This is a genomic window from Paracoccus aestuarii (assembly GCF_028553885.1).
GTDB classification, from domain to species: domain Bacteria; phylum Pseudomonadota; class Alphaproteobacteria; order Rhodobacterales; family Rhodobacteraceae; genus Paracoccus; species Paracoccus aestuarii.
Map to the genome: position 1 here is coordinate 210,984 of NZ_CP067170.1, position 20,935 is coordinate 231,918.

Annotated in this window: 26 protein-coding genes; 2 read left to right on the plus strand and 24 right to left on the minus strand. The window is 68.0% G+C overall.

What is annotated here, in order from left to right:
* Positions 1-5: 5 nt before the first annotated feature.
* The 5 genes from JHW48_RS16625 to uxaC are packed head-to-tail and all read right to left on the minus strand — an operon-like array spanning position 6 to position 4,614.
* Positions 6-287 carry a cupin domain-containing protein gene (locus tag JHW48_RS16625; RefSeq protein ID WP_119885145.1) on the minus strand — a complete coding sequence of 94 codons (282 nt, stop codon included), beginning with the start codon at positions 285-287 and terminating at the stop codon, positions 6-8.
* An 8-nt stretch (positions 288-295) separates the two neighbouring features.
* Positions 296-1,576: a TRAP transporter large permease gene (locus JHW48_RS16630; RefSeq protein WP_119885146.1), complete on the minus strand. Its 1,281-nt coding sequence runs from the start codon at positions 1,574-1,576 to the stop codon at positions 296-298.
* Position 1,577: 1 nt separating this feature from the next.
* Entirely contained in the window at positions 1,578-2,162 is a 585-nt protein-coding gene (locus JHW48_RS16635) for a TRAP transporter small permease (protein ID WP_119885147.1), read from the minus strand.
* A gap of 52 nt (positions 2,163-2,214) precedes the next feature.
* Positions 2,215-3,186, minus strand: a complete 972-nt coding sequence (locus tag JHW48_RS16640) for a TRAP transporter substrate-binding protein (RefSeq protein ID WP_119885148.1) — start codon at positions 3,184-3,186, stop codon at positions 2,215-2,217.
* A 21-nt stretch (positions 3,187-3,207) separates the two neighbouring features.
* A complete protein-coding gene (uxaC, locus tag JHW48_RS16645) occupies positions 3,208-4,614 on the minus strand; it encodes a glucuronate isomerase (RefSeq protein WP_119885149.1) in 1,407 nt (468 codons plus the stop codon).
* Positions 4,615-4,695: 81 nt separating this feature from the next.
* On the opposite strand from uxaC, the gene JHW48_RS16650 reads away from it, so the two are divergent.
* Entirely contained in the window at positions 4,696-5,403 is a 708-nt protein-coding gene (locus tag JHW48_RS16650; RefSeq protein ID WP_119885150.1) for a GntR family transcriptional regulator, read from the plus strand.
* A 6-nt stretch (positions 5,404-5,409) separates the two neighbouring features.
* Here the strand turns inward: JHW48_RS16650 and JHW48_RS16655 are convergent, their stop codons facing one another.
* The 7 genes from JHW48_RS16655 to JHW48_RS16685 all read right to left on the minus strand — a co-directional run bounded on the left by JHW48_RS16655 (position 5,410) and on the right by JHW48_RS16685 (position 9,801).
* A complete protein-coding gene (locus tag JHW48_RS16655) occupies positions 5,410-6,129 on the minus strand; it encodes a sulfate/molybdate ABC transporter ATP-binding protein (protein ID WP_119885151.1) in 720 nt (239 codons plus the stop codon).
* 11 nt (positions 6,130-6,140) lie between these two features.
* Entirely contained in the window at positions 6,141-7,013 is an 873-nt protein-coding gene (cysW, locus tag JHW48_RS16660; RefSeq protein WP_119885152.1) for a sulfate ABC transporter permease subunit CysW, read from the minus strand.
* Positions 7,006-7,848, minus strand: a complete 843-nt coding sequence (gene cysT / locus JHW48_RS16665) for a sulfate ABC transporter permease subunit CysT (protein WP_119885153.1) — start codon at positions 7,846-7,848, stop codon at positions 7,006-7,008. Before cysT ends, cysW begins: the two co-directional genes overlap by 8 nt.
* Positions 7,848-8,828, minus strand: a complete 981-nt coding sequence (locus JHW48_RS16670) for a sulfate ABC transporter substrate-binding protein (RefSeq protein WP_119885154.1) — start codon at positions 8,826-8,828, stop codon at positions 7,848-7,850. Before JHW48_RS16670 ends, cysT begins: the two co-directional genes overlap by 1 nt.
* A gap of 97 nt (positions 8,829-8,925) precedes the next feature.
* Positions 8,926-9,087, minus strand: coding sequence for a hypothetical protein (locus JHW48_RS16675; RefSeq protein ID WP_170152221.1), 162 nt, complete (start codon positions 9,085-9,087; stop codon positions 8,926-8,928).
* 12 nt (positions 9,088-9,099) lie between these two features.
* Positions 9,100-9,222 carry a hypothetical protein gene (locus JHW48_RS16680; protein WP_272835871.1) on the minus strand — a complete coding sequence of 41 codons (123 nt, stop codon included), beginning with the start codon at positions 9,220-9,222 and terminating at the stop codon, positions 9,100-9,102.
* A 114-nt stretch (positions 9,223-9,336) separates the two neighbouring features.
* The gene (locus tag JHW48_RS16685) at positions 9,337-9,801 is read right to left on the minus strand and encodes an RrF2 family transcriptional regulator (protein WP_119885183.1); all 465 of its coding nucleotides are present in this window, start codon (positions 9,799-9,801) and stop codon (positions 9,337-9,339) included.
* A 163-nt stretch (positions 9,802-9,964) separates the two neighbouring features.
* Here JHW48_RS16685 and JHW48_RS16690 point away from each other — a divergent pair, with 163 nt between their 5' ends.
* A complete protein-coding gene (locus JHW48_RS16690) occupies positions 9,965-10,447 on the plus strand; it encodes an Lrp/AsnC family transcriptional regulator (protein WP_119885155.1) in 483 nt (160 codons plus the stop codon).
* A 7-nt stretch (positions 10,448-10,454) separates the two neighbouring features.
* Here JHW48_RS16690 and JHW48_RS16695 read toward each other — a convergent pair whose 3' ends face one another.
* From JHW48_RS16695 to JHW48_RS16750, 12 genes are all read right to left on the minus strand, one after another.
* Entirely contained in the window at positions 10,455-11,450 is a 996-nt protein-coding gene (locus JHW48_RS16695) for an ABC transporter ATP-binding protein (protein ID WP_119885156.1), read from the minus strand.
* A complete protein-coding gene (locus JHW48_RS16700) occupies positions 11,447-12,427 on the minus strand; it encodes an ABC transporter ATP-binding protein (RefSeq protein WP_119885157.1) in 981 nt (326 codons plus the stop codon). The genes JHW48_RS16695 and JHW48_RS16700 overlap by 4 nt, the downstream gene beginning before the upstream one ends.
* Positions 12,428-12,431: 4 nt before the next feature.
* Positions 12,432-13,397, minus strand: a complete 966-nt coding sequence (locus JHW48_RS16705; protein WP_119885158.1) for an ABC transporter permease — start codon at positions 13,395-13,397, stop codon at positions 12,432-12,434.
* A gap of 4 nt (positions 13,398-13,401) precedes the next feature.
* Positions 13,402-14,382, minus strand: coding sequence for an ABC transporter permease (locus JHW48_RS16710; protein ID WP_119885159.1), 981 nt, complete (start codon positions 14,380-14,382; stop codon positions 13,402-13,404).
* 75 nt (positions 14,383-14,457) lie between these two features.
* Entirely contained in the window at positions 14,458-16,041 is a 1,584-nt protein-coding gene (locus JHW48_RS16715) for an ABC transporter substrate-binding protein (RefSeq protein WP_119885160.1), read from the minus strand.
* A gap of 114 nt (positions 16,042-16,155) precedes the next feature.
* Entirely contained in the window at positions 16,156-16,689 is a 534-nt protein-coding gene (locus tag JHW48_RS16720) for a DUF3291 domain-containing protein (protein ID WP_119885161.1), read from the minus strand.
* Positions 16,689-16,922: a hypothetical protein gene (locus JHW48_RS16725; RefSeq protein ID WP_147388046.1), complete on the minus strand. Its 234-nt coding sequence runs from the start codon at positions 16,920-16,922 to the stop codon at positions 16,689-16,691. Before JHW48_RS16725 ends, JHW48_RS16720 begins: the two co-directional genes overlap by 1 nt.
* Positions 16,909-17,517 carry a hypothetical protein gene (locus JHW48_RS16730; RefSeq protein WP_147388047.1) on the minus strand — a complete coding sequence of 203 codons (609 nt, stop codon included), beginning with the start codon at positions 17,515-17,517 and terminating at the stop codon, positions 16,909-16,911. Before JHW48_RS16730 ends, JHW48_RS16725 begins: the two co-directional genes overlap by 14 nt.
* Positions 17,518-17,608: 91 nt before the next feature.
* A complete protein-coding gene (locus tag JHW48_RS16735; protein WP_119885164.1) occupies positions 17,609-18,376 on the minus strand; it encodes an ABC transporter ATP-binding protein in 768 nt (255 codons plus the stop codon).
* Positions 18,377-18,393: 17 nt separating this feature from the next.
* Positions 18,394-19,506, minus strand: a complete 1,113-nt coding sequence (locus JHW48_RS16740; protein WP_119885165.1) for a succinylglutamate desuccinylase/aspartoacylase family protein — start codon at positions 19,504-19,506, stop codon at positions 18,394-18,396.
* The gene (locus JHW48_RS16745; protein ID WP_119885166.1) at positions 19,499-20,239 is read right to left on the minus strand and encodes an ABC transporter permease; all 741 of its coding nucleotides are present in this window, start codon (positions 20,237-20,239) and stop codon (positions 19,499-19,501) included. Before JHW48_RS16745 ends, JHW48_RS16740 begins: the two co-directional genes overlap by 8 nt.
* A complete protein-coding gene (locus tag JHW48_RS16750; RefSeq protein ID WP_119885167.1) occupies positions 20,236-20,925 on the minus strand; it encodes an ABC transporter permease in 690 nt (229 codons plus the stop codon). The genes JHW48_RS16745 and JHW48_RS16750 overlap by 4 nt, the downstream gene beginning before the upstream one ends.
* Positions 20,926-20,935 lie beyond the last annotated feature (10 nt).

Consider the following 20,935-nt stretch of genomic DNA (forward strand, 5'->3'; position numbering starts at 1 on the left):
GCCTTTCAGAGGAAATCGTCGCGGCGCGGCGTGAAGCTGTCGATCAACACGCCCGCCTCCAGACACAGGCAGCCATGTTCGGCGCCCGAGGGGATGATGAAGGCGTCGCCCGGCCCCACCTCGGACGGCTGGCCGTCGATGGTGAAGCGGTAGCGGCCCGACTGCACATAGGTGGACTGCACATGCGGGTGGCTGTGCAGCGCGCCCCTGTCGCCCGCCGCAAAGGCGAAGCGGACGACCATCAGCTCGGGCGCATGGGCCAGGACGGTGCGGACGGGATCGGGCATGGGGGACCTCAGCGGAAGAGCGACGGCAGCCAGAGCGACAGCGCCGGAACATAGGTGACAAGCATCAGCGTCGCGAAGGCCGCGCCGTAAAAGGGCCAGATGGTGCGCATCGCCTGCCAGATGCTGATCCGCCCCACCGCGCAGCCCACGAACAGCACCGCGCCCACCGGCGGGGTGCAAAGGCCGATCCCGAGGTTCAGGATCAGGATCACCCCGAAATGCACCGGGTCCACGCCGAAGGCCATGGCGACGGGCAGGAAGATCGGCGTGGTGATGACGATCAGCGGCGACATGTCCATGAACGTCCCCAGGATCAACAGGATGATGTTCATCAGGAGCAGGATCACGATGGGGTTCGAGGACACGCTCTGCAGCAGCTCGACCAGCTGGGCAGGCACGCGCAGATAGGCCAGGAGCCAGCCGAAGCAGGCCGCGCAGCCGATGACCAGCAGCACCATCGCGGTGGTGCGGACGGCGCCCTTGGTCGCCTCGACGAATTCGCTCCATGGCAGGCTGCGATAGACCAGCGCGGTGATGGCCAGCGCATAGACCACGGCGATGTTGCTGCTCTCAGACGCGGTGAAGATGCCCGAGCGCACGCCGCCGAAGATGATCGCGATCAGGATCAACCCCGGCAGGGCCGAGACGAACAGCACGCCCAGCATCCGCAGGCCGGGAAACGGCTCGGTCGGATAGCCCTTCTTACGCGCCACCCACCATGCGGCCATCATCAGCATGAGGGCCAGCAGCATCCCCGGCACGATGCCGGCGGTGAACAGATCCGCGATGGACAGGCGGCCCCCCGCGGCGATGGAATAGATGATCATGTTATGGCTGGGCGGGATCATCAGCGCGATGATCGAGCTGACGACGGTGATGTTGACCGCATAATCCACGTCATAGCCCTTGGCCTTCATCTGCGGGACCATCAGGCCGCCCACCGCGCTGGCATCCGCCGCAGCCGAGCCGGACACGCCGCCGAACATCAGGCTGGCGGTGATGTTCACCTGCCCCAGCCCGCCGCGCATATGGCCCACCAGCGCGCCCGCCAGCGCCACCAGCCTGCGCGCGATGTCGCCGCGCACCATCAGATCGCCCGCATAGATGAAGAACGGGATCGCCATCAGCGCAAAGACCGAGATGCCGGAATTCAGCCGCTGGAACACCACCACCGGTGGCAGGCCCAGATAGAGGACGGTCGCGAAACTCGCCGCGCCCAGGCAAAAGGCGACGGGCGTGCCGATCAGCAGAAGCCCCGCGAAGCTGCCGAAGAGGATCCAGTATTCCATCTCACTCTTTCCTTTCCAGCATCGCCTCGGCCCGGCCGGGCGCGCCGGTCCCGTCCCGCGCGCCATCCGCCGCATCGTCCATGTCGCCGAAGCGCCGCGTCCTCAGCCCCGCCGCGCGGCGCAGGATGCGCTCGACGGAAAACAGGACCAGCAGCACACCGCCCCCGATCAGCGGCGCGAAATCCCACAGGCGCGAGATGCCCAGCCCCGGCACCACGCCCGATGCCGCCCGCGCCGCCAGTTGCCAGCCGAACCAGACCATGCCCGCGCCGAAGGCCACGACGACCAGGTCCGACAGGGTGTGGAACCACGGCCGCCAGCTGGCCGGCACGACCATCAGGCCCACGTCGAAGGACAGGTGATAGCCCTCCTTCACGCCGACGGCCGCGCCGATGAAGATGAACCAGCCCATCAGCATCACGGATGCCGGTTCCGCCCAGAACAGGCTGAAGCCCAGCAGATAGCGCGAGACCACCTGCGCGAAGACGAAGGCGCACATCAGCACAAGGCCGATCCCCGCCAGCCACAGCCCCAGCTGCGCCAGGGCGCCCGTCGCGCGGGCCAGTCCGATCATCGCATTGCGCATCGCGCCCCCCGAACAGAAAGGGCCGCCCCCGGATGGGGACGGCCCGCAGGCGTCACTCGGTCGCGCGGATGCGCTCGACCAGGTCCTGGGATTCGGCACTGGTCGCGTATTTCTCGTAGACCGGGGCCATGGCGTCGATGAAGGGCTGCTTGTCGATGCCCTCGACGATCTCGGCCCCCGCGGCCTCGACGCGGCTGCGCGATTCCGCCTCGGCATCCGCCCAGAGCTGGCGCTGCGTGGTCGAGGAATTGCGCGCGGCCTCGCGCAGCACCTCCTGATCCTCGGGCGACAGGCGGTCCCAGCTGGTCTTGGACATGGCGACCAGTTCCGGCACCATCAGATGTTCGTCCAGCGTGAAGTAGCGCGCGACCTCGGCATGGCCCGAGCTGTCATAGCTGGGATAGTTGTTTTCCGCCCCGTCGATCACGCCGGTCTGGATGGCCGAATAGACCTCGCCGTAAGGCATCGGCGTCGCGGTCGCGCCAAGCGCGGTCATCATGTCCACGAACACGTCGTTCTGGATGACGCGGATCTTCATGCCCTGAAGGTCCTCGATGGAATTGATCGGACGCTGCGAGTTGTAGAAGCTGCGCGCGCCGCCGTCGTAATAGGCCAGCACGACCAGATCGCGCTCCTCGAAGGCCGCGCCGATCTCCTCGCCGATGGGGCCGTCCATGACGGCATGCATGTGATCCACGTCGCGGAACAGATAGGGCAGCGAGAAGGTCTGCGTCACCGGCACGATGTCGTTGAAGGTGCCGAAACTGGCCCGGACCATGTCGATCACGCCGAACTGGGTCTGTTCGATCGTGTCACGCTCCTCGCCCAGCTGGGCCGAAGGAAAGACTTCGATGCAGACGCGGCCCTCGGTGCGCTCGCGCACTTCTTCGGCCATGGCCTTGACGCCCTCGACGGTCGGATAGCCGTCGGGATGCGTGTCGGACGAGCGCAGGGTCACTTCGCAGGCGGCGCCGATGCTGGCACTGGCCAGCAGGGCTGCGGTGGTGGTCAACAGGAACTTCATCTTATCCTCCCGATGTGAAGCTCAGAGTTTGTAGGCCCGTTTCGCCAGGCCATAGGTCAGGTCGCGCGCGACCTCGGGCGCCTCGTCTTCCGCAAGACGGCCCGTGGCGACCAAGGTCGCCAGCCAGGAACAATCCACCCGCCGGGCGACGTCATGCCGCGCCGGGATCGAGCAGAAGGCGCGGGTGTCGTCGTTGAACCCCACGGTGTTGTAGAAGCCTGCCGTCTCCGTCGTCATCTCGCGGAAGCGGCGCATCCCCTCGGGGCTGTCGTGGAACCACCAAGCCGGGCCAAGGCGCAGGCAGGGCCAGACGCCGGCCAAAGGCGCCAGTTCGCGCGCATAGGCGGTCTCGTCCAGCGTGAACAGGATCACGGTCAGGCGGGGGTCCATGCCGACCGCGTTCAAGAGCGGGCGCAGGGCGGTGACGTAATCGGTGCGGCCGGGGATGTCGAAGCCCTTGTCGCGGCCGAAGGTGGCCAGGATTTCGTCCGAATGGTTGCGGCGCGATCCGGGATGGATCTGCATGACCAGCCCGTCATCCAGGCTCATCCGCGCCATCTCGGTCAGCATGTGGCCGCGAAAGGCGTCGGCCTCGTCAGCGGTGCAGTCCCCGCGCAGGGCCTTGAGGAACAGCGCCTCGGCCCGATCCTGCGGCAGGTCCTCGGTCCGGGCCGTGGCATGGCCGTGATCGCTGGAGGTCGCGCCGTGTTTGATGAAGAAGGCCCGCCGCGCGCGATGCGCCTCCAGATATCCGGCCCATGTGGCCGTGTCGCAGCCGGTCTGCTCGCCCATCAGGGCGACGTTCTCGGCAAAGCCCGGCATCTCGGGGTCGATGACGCCATCGGGGCGATAGGCGGTGATGACCCTGCCCTGCCAGCCGCTGTCCCGGATCATCCGGTGCCAGCGCAGATCGTCGGTCGCGGCTTCGGTCGTGGCGATGGCCTCGATGTTGAACCGCTCGAACAGGGCACGGGGGCGGAATTCGGGGCGCGCGAGGCAATCCGCGATGTGGTCGTAGCAGTGATCCGCCGTCTCGGCCGTCAGGCGGCGGTCCAGGCCGAAGACATCCTGAAAGGCATGATCCAGCCACAGCCGCGAGGGCGTGCCGCGCAGCAGGTGGTAATTCTCGGCGAACAGCCGCCAGATCCTGCGCCCATCCGTCTGGACCGGGCCGCCATCGACGCGCGGCACGCCCAGATCGGCCAGCGCCACCCCCTGCGAACACAGCATCCGGAACACGTAATGATCGGGCGTCACGAAGAGCTGCGCGGGGTCGGGGAACGCCTGATCCTCGGCGAACCAGCGCGGATCGGTATGGCCATGCGGCGACAGGATCGGCATGTCGCGGATCTGGGCGTAAAGCGCGCGGGCGATATCGCGGCTTTGCGCTTCGAGAGGAAACAGGCGATCATCGTCCAGCAAGGTCATGGCCGGGGCTCGGGCTCCGCTTGATCTGAGTCTGGTAATCTAATATGCTAGTTGAACGAGCCAGTCAATCGGAGAGACGGGATGCCGGTCACGGAAATCGACGCGCTGCCCCATCTGGGCGAGGCCCGGACACGCACGATCACGGATCAGGTGTTCGACGCGCTCTATCACCGGGTGATCGACCTGACCCTGCCCCCCGGCACGCGCCTGTCCGAGGCCGAGGTGGCGGGCCGCATGGGCGTGTCGCGCCAGCCGGTGCGGGACGCCTTCTACCGGCTGTCGCAGCTGGGATTCATCCTGATCCGCCCGCAGCGGGCGACGACGGTGACGCCGATCTCGGAGCGGGCGGTGACGCAGGCCTATTTCATCCGCTGCGCGCTGGAGGAGGCGGTGATGCGCGACGCGGCCCGCGCGCTCGACCCGGCGGATCACGACCATCTGGACGGGCTGATCCAGCGCCAGCGCGATGCGCTGCAGGCGGGGGACCACGCGCGCTTTCACGACCTGGACGACCGTTTCCACCGCGACATCTGCACCGCGGCGGGGCTGGATTTCGTCTGGACCCTGGTGCGCGAGAACAAGGGCCATATGGACCGGGCGCGGTTCCTGTCGCTGTCCTTCGGCGCGCCGCGGGTCATCGACGAACATCTGTCCATCCTGAAGGCGCTGCGGGACCGTGACGGGGATGCCGCCTCGGCCGCCGTGCGCGGGCATCTGAGCCAGATCCGCGCGATCCTGGACCGCCTGAAGCAGGACCGCCCGGAGATGTTCGACGCCATCGAGGCGTGAGGTCCCCTACGCGGTGATGAACGCGCGCACGAATTCGGTTGCGGGTTTTGCGCGGATATCCTGGGGTTTTCCGATCTGCTCGATGCGGCCCATGGACATGACGACGACCAGATCGGCCAGCTCCATCGCCTCGTCCTGGTCATGGGTGACGAAGACGGTGGTCAGGCCCGTCTCGTCATGGATGTCGCGCAGGCCCTGGCGCAGCTCCTTGCGGACCTTGGCGTCCAGCGCGCCGAAGGGCTCGTCCAGCAGCAGCATGCGCGGCTCGATGGCGAGCGCCCGGGCCAGGGCCACGCGCTGGCGCTGACCGCCGGAGAGCTGGGTGGGATAGCGTGACCCGATCTGGGGCAGCTGGATCAGGTCCAGCAGTTTCAGGACGCGGCGCTCGATCTCGGCCTTGGGCGGGCGCGAGGCGCGGGGCCGGGCGCGCAGGCCATAGGCAATGTTGTCGAAGACCGTCATGTGCCGGAAGAGGGCATAGGACTGGAACACGAAGCCCGCGCGACGCTCCTGGACCGAGAGGCCGGTGGCGTCCTGCCCGTTGAAGAGGACCCGCCCCGAGGTCGGGAATTCCAGGCCCCCCAGGATGCGCAGGAGCGTGGTCTTGCCCGATCCGGACGGCCCGAGGAGCGCGACCAGCGCGCCCGAGGGGATGGAGAGGGAGACAGGATGCAGCGCGGTGGTGGCGCCGAATTCCTTGGCGATCTCGTCGATGGTGATGTGCATGGGCGTGTCCCTCAATGGCGGCGGGTGGCGGCGAGCTGATCGGCGTGACGCAGCTCCAACACGGTTTTCAGAAGCAGGGTGAAGAGGGCGAACCCGGTCAGCAGCGCCGCCATGGAGAAGGCCGCGACCGAGAGATATTCGTTGTAGAACATCTCGATGGTGATCGGCATGGTGGCGGTCTGGCCGCGGATCTTGCCCGAGACGACGGCCACGGCGCCGAACTCGCCCATCGCGCGGGCGGTGCAGAGCAGCGTGCCGTAGAGGAGCGCCCACCGGATGTTGGGCAGGGTCACCGTGCGGAAGACCCGCCAGCCGGAGGCGCCGAGGGTCAGCGCGGCCTCCTCCTCGGATCGGCCCTGCTCGATCATCACGGGGATCAGCTCGCGCGCGACGAAGGGGAAGGTCACGAAGACCGTGGCCAGCACGATGCCCGGGACCGCGAAGACGATCGGATAGCCATTGGCGACCAGCCAGCCGCCCATGGCCGAGTTCGCCCCGAACAAGAGCACGATGCACAGGCCCGCCACGACCGGGCTGACGCTGAACGGCAGGTCGATCAGGGTGATCAGGAAGGCCTTGCCGCGAAAGTCGAACTTGGTGATGAACCAGGCGGCGGCGATGCCGAAGACCGCGTTCATCGGCACCGCGATGGCGGTGATCAGCAGCGTCAGGCGGATCGCGGCCTGGGCGTCGCGGCTGCCCAGGCTGGCGACGGCTGCGGCCCAGCCCCGCGCCAGCGCCTCGACGAAGACGATGACCAGGGGCGCGCCGACCAGCAGCATCAGCCCGCCGACGGCGATGGCGATCAGCGCGATCCGGGCGGCGGCGGGTTCCTCCGTCGCGGCGCGGGGGCGCGCGGGGGTGTTCAGGGCGGCGTCAGACATGACCGATCCTCCGGCGAGACCAGATCTGGATGAGGTTGATCGCCAGCAGCATGGCAAAGCTGATCACCAGCATGGCGATGCCGATCGCGGCGGCGGCGTCGTAATTGTATTCCTCCAGCTGGATGACGATCAGCAGGGGGGCGATCTCGGTGCGCAGCGGGATGTTGCCCGCGATGAAGATGACCGATCCGTATTCCCCCACCGCGCGGGCCAGCGACAGCGCGAAGCCCGTCAGGGCGGCGGGCATCAGCATGGGCAGGATCACGTGGCGGATCGTGTGCAGGCGGCCCGCGCCGAGCGTGGCGGATGCCTCCTCGACCTCGGTCTCGATCTCCTCGATCACCGGCTGGACGGTGCGGGTGACGAAGGGCAGGCCCACGAACACGAGCGCCAGCCAGATGCCCCATTGCGTATAAGCAATCTGCCAGCCGATCTGGTTCGTGAGGCTGCCCAGCATGCCGTTGGGTGCATAAAGCGCGGTCAGGGCGATCCCCGCCACGGCCGTGGGCAGGGCGAAGGGCAGATCCACCGCCGCGTCGATGATGCGCTTGCCCGGAAAGCGGTAGCGGACCAGCACCCAGGCCAGGATCACGCCGAAGACCAGGTTGAAGGCGGCGGCCAGGAAGGACAGGCGGAAGGACAGCCACAGCGCCGCCCAGACCCGGGGGCGGTTCACCACCTCCCAGACATTGGCCGCGCCGAAGCTGGCGCCCTTGGCCAGCAGCGCGCCGATGGGCAGGATCACCACCAGCAACAGCATGAACAGCGTGATCCCGGCCGAAAGGCCGAGACCGGGGATCGCGGTGCGCTGCACCAGGTGGGCGCGGCTGGCCATCAGCGAACGGTGTAGATCTGATCGAAGATGCCGCCATCGCCAAAGTGTTCGGGCTGCAGCGTGGCCCAACCGCCCAGATCGTCGATGGTGACCAGCTCCAGTTCGGGGAAGCGGGCGACATCCTCGGGGTCGGCGGCGCTGTCGTCCCAGGCCCGGTAGAAATGCTTGAAGGCCAGCGCCTGCCCCTCGGGGGTATAGAGGTAATCCAGATAGGCCTCGGCCAAGGCCCGCTGTTCGTCATTGGCAAGGTTGCCGTCGACCAGGGCCACCGGCGGCTCGGCCAGGATCGAGAGGCTGGGGACGACGATGTCGAAGCTGTCCTCGCCCAGCTCCTCCAACGCCAGATAGGCCTCGTTCTCCCAAGCCAAGAGCACGTCGCCGATGCCGCGCTGCGCGAAGGTCGTGGTCGAGCCGCGCGCGCCCGTGTCCAGCACCGGCACATTGGCGAACAGCTGACCCACGAAGTCCTGCGGGTCGCGGCCGTTCATCTCGGCCCAGGCCCAGGCCGCGAGGTAGTTCCAGCGCGCGCCGCCGCTGGTCTTGGGATTGGGCGTGATGACCTCGACGCCATCGGCGGTCAGGTCGCCCCAATCGGCGATGCCCTTGGGGTTCCCGTCGCGCACCAGGAACACGATGGTCGAGGTATAGGGGCTAGAATTATGCGGCAGGCGGGTTTGCCAGTCCTCGGGCAGCTTGCCGGTGTCCTGCGCGATGCGGTCGATGTCACCCGCCAGCGCCAGCGTCACCACCTGCGCGTTCAACCCATCGATCACCGAACGCGCCTGCGCGCCGGACCCGCCATGGCTGGTCTCGATCTGCGGGGCGGGGTTGCCTTGGGCCTGCCAATGGGCGGCAAAGGCTTCGTTGAACTCGCGATAGAGCTCGCGCGTGGGGTCGTAGCTGACATTCAGCAGGCTTTCCGCATGGGCGGCGGGGGCCAGCAGGATCAGGGCGAGGGCGGTGGTGCGGAGGATCATCATGCGGTCCCTTGGAACTATGGTGGGCCGGGTCGGGTCACTGCCCTGCCGCAGTTTCCGCGCGGCGCCCCGGTGATCGTTGCGTCAGAGAATGAGGGCGTCAGATGCCCATGGGCGTCAGGCGGGCGAGCGGCCAGCCGGTCAGCGTGCCGCGCCCGGTCTGGACGGTCACGCGCCCGTCGGGGGCGGTGGCGACGCGCGGGCCTTGGGCCGAGGATCGGCCGCCGGTGGCGATGGTCACGATGGGCGGGGTGTGGGTCATGGCGGGCCTCCTTCAGCGGCGGTGGGCGGGGATACGGCGGATCGGGCCGGGGCGGCGATCGGACAGGGTCATCGCGCAGGAGGTGCGGGGGAGGCTGGTCGAGGTCATCGGGTCTTCCCTTTCGATGCGGGCCATGGGTGGCGGTTCAATACCTCTATTAACGACCGAATCAGTCGTGTTTGACAACGGAAAAAAGACGCTCATTTTGGTCGTGATTGGGGAAGAAACTTCTCCGCGACCCCGGGCGGATCAGCGCGCGGCGCTGTCCTGCATCACGCTGTCGGCCAGATCGGGGGTGCCCAGCATGTCGGCCAGGCTCAGCGATTCGATCAGGATCAGATAGGACCAGAAGACCTCGGAAAAGACCCGGCGCAGGCGGCAGCTGGCCTCGTCGGTGCAATCCTCGCAGCGCTGATAGGCGCGGCGCGACAGGCAGGGCAAGGGCGCGATCGGCCCGTCGATCAGGCGCAGCAGCTCGGATATGGACACGTCCTCGGGGCGCTTGATCAGGGTGTAGCCCCCTGCCCTGCCGCGGATCGAGGCGACGATCCCGGCATTGCGGATCTCCAGCAGGATCTGTTCCAGGAACCGCTTGGGGGTGCCGGACCGGCGGGCGATCTCCTCGATGGTCAGGGCCTCAGGGCGGTCGCGGCGGGATTCGTCGCCCAGCACCAGCAGGGATTTCAGCGCGTATTTCATCTTTTGCGTGATCATGGCGCGGCCCCCGGATGCGATATCGTTCACCGGGTATAACGCAGCGGCCCGCGCTTGGGAAAGAAAAGACGACAGCGCGGCGCGGGTTTCCGCCTAAATAACGACAATGGCGCTAGACTTTACGCTCATTCGTGGCATCCTGCCGCGAACGGAGGGAGGCATCATGACCCATGACGCGACGCTGGACCTGATCGACCGCAAGATCGTGGCGGCTTTGATGGCCGATGCCACCACCCCCATCGCCCGGATCGCGGATGCGGTGGGCCTGTCCCAGACCCCCTGCTGGAAACGCATCCAGCGGCTGGAGGCCTCGGGCGTCATCCTGCGCCGCGTGGCCTTGGCCGATCCGGCGCGGCTCGGGCTGGGGCTGACCGTCTTCGTGGGGATCGAGGCGCCCGATCATTCCGCCGAATGGCGCGAGGGTTTCGCCCGGGCCCTGACCCGCCTGCCCCAGGTGATGGAGGCATGGAGGATGGCGGGGGATGCGGATTACCTGCTGCGTATCGCGGTGGCGGATATGGCGGGCTATGACGCCTTCTATCGCCAGCTGACGGGGGCGGTGCCGATCAAGGCCGTCACCGCCCGATTCGCGCTGGAGAGCCTGCGCCACAGCACCGCCTATCCGGTCAATACCCGCGACCGGTGAGGCGGGGTCAGATGCGCCCTTCCTCGACCGCGTGACAGGCGGCGGCCTGATCGCCGCGCCGCGTCAGGCCGGGGATCTCGATCCGGCAGCGGTCATTGGCAAAGGGGCAGCGCGGGTGGAACGGACAGCCCGGCGGCGGGTCGATGGGGGACGGGATCTCGCCCTCGACCGGCTTGCGGCGACGGCCGGTCATCTCGATATCCGGGACCGCGTCCAGCAGCATCCGGGTATAGGGATGCTGGGGTGTCGCAAACAGCGCCTCGGCGGGCGCGACCTCGGCCAGGCGACCCAGATAGAGGACCCCGATCTCGTCCGCCATATGCCGCACGACCTGAAGGTTGTGCGAGATGAACACATAGGTCAGCCCGAATTCGTCCTGCAGATCCTTCATCAGGTTCAGGATCTGGGCCTGCACCGACACGTCCAGCGCGCTGGTCGGCTCGTCGCAGACGATGAATTCGGGTTTCGCCGCCAAGGCCCGCGCGATGGCGATCCGCTGGCGCTGACCGCCCGAGAATTGATGCGGGAACTTGACCCCATCCTCGGGCGAAAGCCCCACCAGCGTCAGCAATTCGCCCACCCGCAGACGACGCGCGCAGTCGTTCATGGATTTCTCGAAGACGCGCAGGGGTTCGGCGATGATGTCCGTCACCCGCCATCGCGGGTTCAGGCTGGCCAGCGGGTCCTGAAAGATCATCTGGAACCGGCGGCGCAGGCGGCGCGCCTCGGCGCCCCGCAGACCGCGGGCCAGCGAGGTGCCGTCAAAGACGATCTCGCCCTCGGTCGGCTCCAGCAGGCCCACGATCAGGCGGGCGATGGTCGATTTGCCCGATCCGCTTTCCCCCACCAGCGCGAAGGTCTTGCCCCGCTCGACGGTGAAGCTGACATCCTTGACCGCGTTGACATAGACCTTGTCCTTGCCCTCGATCTTGCGGTTGAGCCAAGGGGCCGACACGTCGAAGCGCCGCGACAGGTGGCGGACGTCCAGAAGGGTGTCGCTCATGCTTCGGTGACCTCCGGGTAAAGCCAGCAGGCGACGCGGCGACCGGGTTCGACCTCGGATGCGGCGGGGCGGCGGATGCGGCAGGTGTCAAAGACCTTGGGGCAGCGCGGGTTGAAGGCGCAGCCCTGCGGAATGGCGTTCAGGCGCGGCATGGATCCGGGAATATGGACCAGCCGGTCCAGATTCTCGCCCAGCTTGGGGATCGCGCCCATCAGGCCTTGGGAATAGGGATGCTTGGCATCCTTGATGACGGATGCGACCGGCCCGATCTCGGCCAGGCGGCCGGCATACATCACCGCCACGCGGTCGGCGGTTTCCGCAATGACCCCCATGTCATGGGTGACCAGCATGATGGCCGCCCCGCGTTCGGCGCAGATCTCCTTCATCACGTCGATGATCTGGGCCTGCACCGACACATCCAGCGCGGTCGTCGGCTCATCGGCGATCACCACCTCGGGATCGGCGCAGAGCGCCAGCGCGATCACCACGCGCTGCCGCATCCCGCCCGAGAATTGGTGCGGGTAATCGTCGATCCGCCGCGCGGCATCGGGGATGCCCACATCGTCCAAGAGCTTGACGGCCCGCTTGCGCGCATCCGATTGGGACAGCGGCAGATGGGTGCGGATCGTCTCGATCAGCTGGTCCGAGATGCGATAGAGCGGATTGAGCGAGGTCAGCGGATCCTGAAAGATCATGCCGATCCGGCGGCCCCGGATCTTGCGCATCCGGTCGGGGGACAGGTTGTCGATGCGCTGATCGCCCAGCCAGATCTGGCCCTTGGCGATGCGGCCGGGCGGGTCGATCAGGCCGATGATGGCCGCGCCGGTCATGGATTTGCCGGCGCCGCTTTCGCCCACCATGCCCAGCACCTCGCCGGGCATGATGTCGAAGGTGATGTCCTGGACTGCGGTCAGGATGCCGCGCCGGGTCGGGAATTCGACCGTCAGGTCGCGGACGGAAAGAACGGGTTTTGTCATGTCCTCACCGCAGCTTGGGGTTCAGCGCATCGCGCAGCCAGTCGCCCAGCAGGTTGACCGACAGCGCCAGCAGGATCAGCGTCAGCGCCGGGAACAGCAGGATCCACCACTCGCCCGAGAACAGGAACTGCTGCCCGATGCGGATCAGCGTGCCGAGCGAGGGCTGGGTCGGCGGCACGCCCACGCCCAGGAAGGACAGTGTCGCCTCCTCGATGATGGCCAAGGCCAGGCCGATCGTGCCAATGACCAGCACGGGCCCGAGGACGTTCGGCAGGACATGACGCAGCAGGATCAGGAAGGGATGCACCCCCATGATCCGCGCGGCGGACACATAGTCCTTCTGCCGCTCGACCATCGTGGCGCCGCGCACGGTGCGCGCGAACTGCGCCCAGTTCGACAGGCCGATCGCGATGATCAGGACCCAGATCGCCATGCTCTCCTGCTGGTTGGCGGGGATCAGGCCGCGCGCGATGCCGAAGATCAAGAGCGCGATCAGGATGCCGGGAAAGGACAGCTGGATATCGGCGATGCGCATGATGATCCCGTCGATCATCCCGCCGTTATAGCCCGCGACAAGCCCGAGCGAGACGCCGAGCGTGATCGCGAAGGCCGTGGCCATGGCGCCCACGAACAGGCTGATCCGGCTGCCATACATGATGGATGACAGCACGTCGCGCCCTTGGTTGTCGGTGCCCATGGCATAGCTGTTGCCGGTGAACTGGTTTTCCGTCATCGGCGGGGTGAAGCCGTCCATCAGGTTCAGGCTGGACGGATCGAACGGGTTGTGCGGCGCGATCCACGGCGCCAGGATCGCCATCAGGATCAGCGACAGCGCGACGACCGTCGCCACGATGGTCACGGGCGACCGGCGCCAGGAATAGAAGATGTCGCTGTCCAGCGCGGCCTTGAGCCTGCCTTGGGGCTTGGGCGGCGCGATGGGGGCGGCCTTGCCTCGGGTGGGGTTTTCCATTGCGTTACTTCCCGCTTCCGGCATCGACGCGCAGGCGCGGGTCGACGACGTAGTAAAGAATATCGACGATCAGGTTGATCAGCACGAAGACCAGCGCGATGAACATCAGATAGGCCGCCATCACGGGCACATCGACCACCTGCACCGACACGATGAACAGCGATCCGACGCCGGGCCACTGGAACACCGTTTCCGTCACGATGGCGAAGGCGATGACCGATCCCAGCTGCAGGCCGGTGATGGTCAGCACCGGGACCAGCGTGTTCTTCAGCGCATGGCCGAAATGGATCGCGCGCTGCGACAACCCGCGCGCGCGGGCAAAGCGGATGTATTCGGTGCGCAGCACCTCCAGCATCTCGGCCCGGACGAGGCGCATGATCAGCGTCAGCTGGAACAGCGACAGCGTGATCGCCGGCAGCACCAGCGAGCGCAACCCGCTTTCGGTCAGAAGGCCCGTGCGCCACCAGCCCAGATCGACCGTCTGGCCGCGCCCGAAGGACGGGAACCACCCAAGCTCGACCGCGAAGATATAGATCAGCCCGATCCCGATCAGGAAGGTCGGCAGCGACACCCCGATCAGCGACACGGCCATGATCAGCCCGGTCAGGAAGCTTTTCGGCTTCAGCGCCGTGAACACCCCGAGCGTCAGGCCGAAGACCAGCGCGATGGTGGCGGATGCGAAGGCCAGTTCCAGCGTCGCGGGCAGGCGCGACAGGATCAGTTCGGTCACCGGCTGCTGCAGCCGGTAGGATATCCCGAATTCGCCCTGCAGCGCATTGCCGACAAAGCGCAGGAATTGCCAGATGACCGGGTCGTTCAGCCCCAGCCTGTCGCGCATGATCTCCTGATCCTCCAGCCGGGTCTCGACGCCGACCATGCTGGCGATCGGGTCGCCCACATAGCGGAAGACGATGAAGGCGATCAGCGCCACGAACAGCATGACCAGCACCGATTGGGCCAGCCTGCGGATGATGAAGGCCAGCATGGGCCAGATCCTCTCGAATAGGGAACCGCCGCGCACGGGGATCGCCCGGGCGCGGCGGTGGTCAGGTCGTCAGGCTCACTCGCCCAGGGTCAGGTCGGTCAGCAGCGGCTGGTTTTCCGGATGGACCGGCAGGGTCAGCCCGTCGCGCATCGCATAGGCCAGCACCTGGTTGTGGATCGGCAGCAGGACGCGGTCCTCCTTCACCACCTGCCAGATCTCGGCCACGGTGGCGTCGCGGACCTCCATGTCGGTCTCGGTCCCGAGCGACTGGATCTTGGCGTCCAGCTCCGGGTTGGAATAGAGCCCGCCGTTATAGGCGCCGAAGCTGCCTTCCTTGGTATGGACCAGATCGTTGAAGACATAGGCCGAATCAAAGGTCGGAACGCCCCAGCCCAGCAGGTAGAAATCGGTCGTGTTCGAGGTCACCAGCGGCGAATGCTGCGCCACCGGACGCGAGGCCAGCGTGACGTTGATGCCGATCCGGCCCAGCATGCCGACGACGGCCTGGCTGATCGCCTCGTCATTGACATAGCGGTTGTTGGGCGTGTCCAGCGTGACGGTGAAGCCGTTCTCGTATCCCGCCTCGGCCATCAATTCGCGCGCGCGCTCCAGATCGACGGCGGGATAGGCGTCCAGCTCCTCGGTCCAGCCGGCGACGAAGGGCGGGTTGGCGACGCCCGTGGGGATCGCCTGGCCGCGCATCACCACCTGGGCGATGGCGTCGCGGTCCACGGCCAGCTCCATCGCCTCGCGCACGCGCGGGTCGTTGAAGGGGTTGGCGTCGGTGACGTTGGACGAGGCCAAGGGCTCATCGCCGAAGCGATAGCCGAAATAGATCACCCGGTTCTCGGGGCCGGTCTCGATCTTGATGCCTTGGGTGTTCTGCAAGCGGTCGATGTCCTGCACCGGCACGTCCTGGACCAGATCCACCTCGCCCGACAGCAGCGCCGCGATGCGGGTCGCGTTGTCGGCGATGGGCAGATAGACGATCTCGGTCACCGCCGGGGTGTCCTCGGCCCAGTGATCCTCGTTCAGGGTCAGGACGGACCGGACATCCACCTCGCGCGATTGCAGGATGTAGGGGCCGGTGCCGTTGGTATTGCGGACGGCATAGTTGTCCTCGCCCGCGGCATAGTCCTGCACCTCGACCACGTCATTGGCCTCGGACCAGTCCTTGTCCATGATGAAGGTGTTGGTCAGGTTGTTCGGGTAGAGCGGCGCGGGGCCGACCATCTGCACCTCGACGGTCAGGTCGTCCACGGCACGCACTTCGGCCACCTCGACATGCAGCTGGCGCATGTTCGACGCCTCGGACCGGGCGCGGTCCAGCGAGAAGACCACATCCTCGGCGGTGAAGGCCGCGCCGTCATGGAAGGTCACGCCCTCGCGCAGCTTGAAGACCCACACCGTCGGATCATCTTCCTTCAGCTCCCATTCGACCGCCAGGCGCGGCTGCAGGTTGCCCTCGACATCGCGATCCACCAGCGTCTCGTAAATGTGGTGGGCGAAGTTATGCGTGACGCCCTGGTTCTGCGAATGCGGATCCAGCGTCAGCGCGTCGGACGCGCGCGCCCAACGGATCGTCTCGGCCGAAGCGGCGCCTGCGATGATGGTCGAGGCCAGCAGCGCCCCGGCAAGGCGTGTCGTCACCTTTTTCATGGTTCATCCCCTCCTGTGGACGTGGCCGCATTCAAGACGGCCGATCGCCGCAGCAAATCCTGTTCGGGCGTGGGGATCAATTCCCTTTTTTGACCGGATGTTCAAATAGTCGCCTCACGTCGCGTCCCGCGCGGGTTTCAGCGCCCGGATCCGGTCCCTGTCCAGCACCATCGGCGCACCCGCCCGGTCGAAGGGCCGGCGCAGGTCGAATGCGGTGGGCGTGGCCCCGTGATCCTGCAGATGGGCATGGCGGCGCACGGCCTCGGCCCAGATCGGGGGGTCGGCGCCGTCATGCCACCACAGCGCATAGGGCGGCCAGGCGGGCTTGTGAAACCAGTCCCGCCCCCGCCGCATCGCCGCCGCATGCAGCCCAGAATAGGTGAAGGCCCAGACCGATTCCGCATCCGTCCACAGCGACAGCGTGGCGGGCGACCAGCCGTCGCCGCGTTCGTGATAGGCGCGCGGATAGACCTCCGGGCCCCAAGGCTGCGGCCCGGGATCCGAGGCATAGCCCGACCGCGCGATCAGCCCCGGCGCGCGGTCCACCGTGGCAAAGACCGGGTCATTCAGGTCGCGGAACCCGTCATTGGCCGGATCCTCGGCCGGGCGCGCGAAGATCCCGAAGGTATAGAGCGCCAGCACCGCCATCAGCCCCGCATCCGCCGGGCGGCAAGGACCAGCCCCGCGCCCAGGCCCGCCAGCCCGCCCGCGACCACGCCCAGCCCCAGGATCACGAAGGCCGCGCCGCGCGCCCCGCCCTGTCCCATCCACAAGGCGGCACGCCCCAGGCCCAGCCCCGCCAGCGCCCCCGCCGCGACCGCGGCCGCGACGATGGCCAGCCCGGCCAGCAGCGCGGGCATGCGGCGATCAGCGCGTGTCATCGACCACGATCTGGCAATCGGCGGGGCCGCCCGCGGCGATGGCGGCGGCATTGCATTCCTCCAGCGCGGATGCCTGGCTGCCTTGGCCCAGCCAAGCGGCCCAGGCCGCCGACCCGCCCGAGAGGGCCAGATGGACCGGCCCCTCCGCATCGTCGGGCAGGTCCGCCAGCATATGGGCCGCCGCGCTGGAGACTTCGATCGGATCCTCGGGCGGGGTCTCGGGCAGGATGCGCGCGATGATCCGGCAGGGGGACGCATCCGCCGGGCGGTCGGCCTCGCAATCGGCCAGGACCGCGCGTTCGGCGGCGGGGCCGGAATGATGGGCCAGCCGCATGCTGATCGCCAGCCGCGTGCCCCCCGCCGGCAGATGGGCGGCCACCGCGCCGTAGAAATGATCCTGGCCGATCGCGCCTGCGATCAGCGCGGCCAGCTCCTGCACGGCATCGGGGGCCAGGCCCTCGTTCTCGACCGCCAGGCTGTAGCGGTCGGCATCGGGCAGGCGCGCGCGGGCCTCGTCCAGCGTCAGGGGCTGGGCGGTGGCCGCCGCCGCCCAAAGGCACAGACCCGCCGTCATCACCCTGCCCCATCCTGCCATCCGTCCGTCCTCCGCATTTCCTGCGCCCATGAAAGGCGCCCACGGCCCCGCGGTCAATCGCGGCGTCGGGCGGGCGGCCGAACCCCGCCGATCAGGCGGTCTGCGCAGCCAGGAACCCCTGCAGGCGTTCGGTCGCGGGGCGGCGCAGCACCTCGCGCGGGTCGCCCTGTTCGGCGATGACGCCCTGATCCAAAAAGATCACCCGGTTGGACACGTCGCGGGCAAAGTTCATCTCATGCGTGACGACGATCATGGTGCGCCCCTCCTCGGCCAGGCTGCGCATGACGCGCAGCACCTCGCCCACCAGCTCCGGGTCCAGCGCGCTGGTCGGTTCGTCGAACAGCATCAGCTCCGGCTCCATCGCCAGGGCGCGGGCGATGGCCACGCGCTGCTGTTCGCCCCCCGACAGAAAGCCCGGATAGGCGGTGGACCGGTGGCCCACCCCCACGCGGTCCAGATAGTGATCGGCGCGGTCGGCCGCCTCGGCGCGCGACAGGCCGTGGACCCGGATCGGACCCAGCATGACATTGTCCCGCGCGGTCATGTGGGACCACAGGTTGAACTGCTGAAAGACCATCGTGACGCGGGCGCGGAAGGCGCGCAGCCGCGCCTCGTCCGCCACGACCAGATCGCCCGCGCGGTCGCGCCTGCAGGCCAGGTCGTCGCCCGCGAAGGCGATGCGCCCCTGGGTCGGGTGTTCCAGAAAGTTCAGGCAGCGCAGGAAGGTGCTTTTCCCCGACCCCGACGCCCCGATCATCGAGATGACGTCGCCGCGCCCCGCGGTCAGGTCCAGGCCGCGCAGCACCTCGCGGCTGCCGAAGGATTTGCGGATGCCGGTGGCTTCGAGCAATGCGGTCATGATCCCTCCATAGGGCGTCAGGGGCTGAGCAGCAGGCCGTCGCGGAACGGGACCTGGCCTGCGATCTTGCCGAGGCGCTTGCCGGCCTCGGCGATGCGGGTGGCGGGGCGGGCATAGAAGACGCCCGCGGTGGTGGCGCGGACGGGGGTGACCGCGCCGGTCACCAGATCGGTGATCCGGGCGACGACCTGGCCCGGCTCGACCTGCGCGCCCAAGGAAAGGTCATAGGACAAGAGCCCCGCCAAGGGCGCGACCAGCGCCTCGGACCCCGACAGGGGCGTGGGCGCGCAGACCGGTTCGGGCAGGTCCGCATGGCCCGCCACCGCGCCCAGATGGGTCAGGTAATCCATCAGCGCATCCGCATCGCGCGCGCCCAAGCGGCGGCAGACATCGGCGCGGCCGCGCAGCTCGACCGTGGCGCTGGCGCAGCCCTGCGGCACGGGGCGGTCCGGAAAGCGCGCGGCCAGCGCCGACCACGGGCCCGACAGCGCCTCGTCGAAGGGCTGCCCGCCCGAGACCTGCGCCAGCAGCGCGGCCCGGCATCCCAGCAGGGCAGAGAGCGGCGCCAGCCGGTCCCAGGCCGCGGGCTGGGTATAGAGATGCATCTCGGCCTCGCCGTCGCAATGCAGGTCCAGAACCACATCGGCGGGCAGGGCCAGCCCCATCAGGTGGTGGCGCAGCACCTCGGCCGGGCCAATGGGGCGGCGCGCGTCCAGCGCATCGGCCAGCGCGCCCCGGATCAGCGCCGCATTGGCGCCCGCATCATCGGTCAGCCGCGCGCCCACCGCATCGGCCACCGCATCGCTCAGGTCGGGATAGTCGCGGTTGAAGTTGCGCCCGTCATAGAGGTCGAACCGCCCGGAATGATCGCCATGCAGCACCTGGCCCAGCCCCAGGGGATTGGCGAAGGGCACCACGGTCACATGGCCGGTCAGGCGGCCCTGCGCCTCGGCCAGGGCCAGGCGGTCGGCCAGCAGGCGCGCGGCCATCATGCCCGGCCCCTCATCCGCATGCAGCCCGCCCTGGACATGGACATGCGGCCGGGCGGCGGGATCGCCGAAGGACAGGGTCAGCACGTCGTGACGGCTGCCCGCGCCCCGGCCGGGAAAGGAGAAGATGCGTTCACGCATGGGCGGTGGTCTTTCGTGGTTCGGCCGGCGCGGCGGTGATGCTGGACCGCGGGTCCAGATGGCGCAGGAAGTGACGCTCCAGCAGGCGGAAGATCGTGGTCAGCAGGACCGTCAGCCCCAGATAGAAGACCGCCGCCAGCCCGAAGCTTTCGGGGATGACCAGATAGTTGGTATAGACGTCGCGGCCCACCCGCAGGATCTCGACGATGGTGACGGTGCTGGCCAAGGCGGTGGCATGCATCAGCTGCACGACCTCGTTGCCGTATTGCGGCAGGGCGCGCCGCCACGCGCCCGGCCAGAAGACGTCGCGGAAGACCTGGGCGCGCGACAGGCCCATGGCGCGGGCGGCCTCGATCTCGCCCGAGGGGGTGGTGCGGATCGCGCCGGCAAAGATCTCGGCGGTATAGGCGGTGGTGTTCAGCGTGAAGGCCAGCCACGCGCAGAACCACGGGTCGCGCAGCAGCGGCCAGAGCGCGCTGTTGCGGATCAGCCCGAATTGCGGCAGCCCGTAATAGATGATGAACAGCTGGACCAGCAGCGGCGTGCCGCGGATGACATAGGTATAGCCGAAGGCGGGCCAGGCCAGCCAGCGGCTGCGCGCGGTCCGCGCCACCGCCAGGGGCACCGCCAGGATCAGCCCCGCCACCCCCGCCGCGACCAGCAGGATCAGCGTCATCTGCAGCCCGTCCCAGAAGACCGGCAGCATCTGCACGACGAGGGACCAGTTGATCATCGCGCCACCTCGGCCCGTTCGCCGCGCGACACGCGCCGGTTCAGCGCCCCGAGCGCCAGGATCGACACCGTGGTCACCGCCAGATAGATCGCCCCGATCAGCGCATAGAAGGTGAAGGGCTCGCGCGTGGCGGCCGATGCCAGGGATGCGCGATGGACCATGTCGTCCAGCCCGATGATCGAGACCAGCGCCGTCGCCTTCAACAGCACCAGCCAGTTGTTGGTGAAGCCCGGAATGGCGTGGCGGATCATCTGCGGGACGACGATGTCGCGCAGGACCTGGCCGCGGGTCATGCCGATCGCATGGCCCGCCTCGGCCTGTCCGCGGGGGATGGCCAGGATGGCGCCGCGGAAGGTCTCGGTCAGATAGGCGCCGAAGACGAAGCCCAAGGTGACCGTCCCCGCCACGAAGGCGTTCACGTCCAGATAGCCCCAGCCCTGGGACGCGGCCAGCCGGTTCAGCATGATCTGCCCGCCATAGAAGACGATCAGCATCAGCAGCAGGTCCGGCAGCGCCCGGATGACGGTGGTATAGGCCCCCGCCACCGCCCGCAGCACGGGCGAGGCCGACAGCTTGGCCACCGCCCCCAGCAGCCCGAAGACGCAGGCCACGGCCAGCGATACCAGCGCCACCGACAGGGTGATGCGCAGCCCCTCCAGGATCATCGGCAGATAGCCGTGAAACATCGTCCAGCCC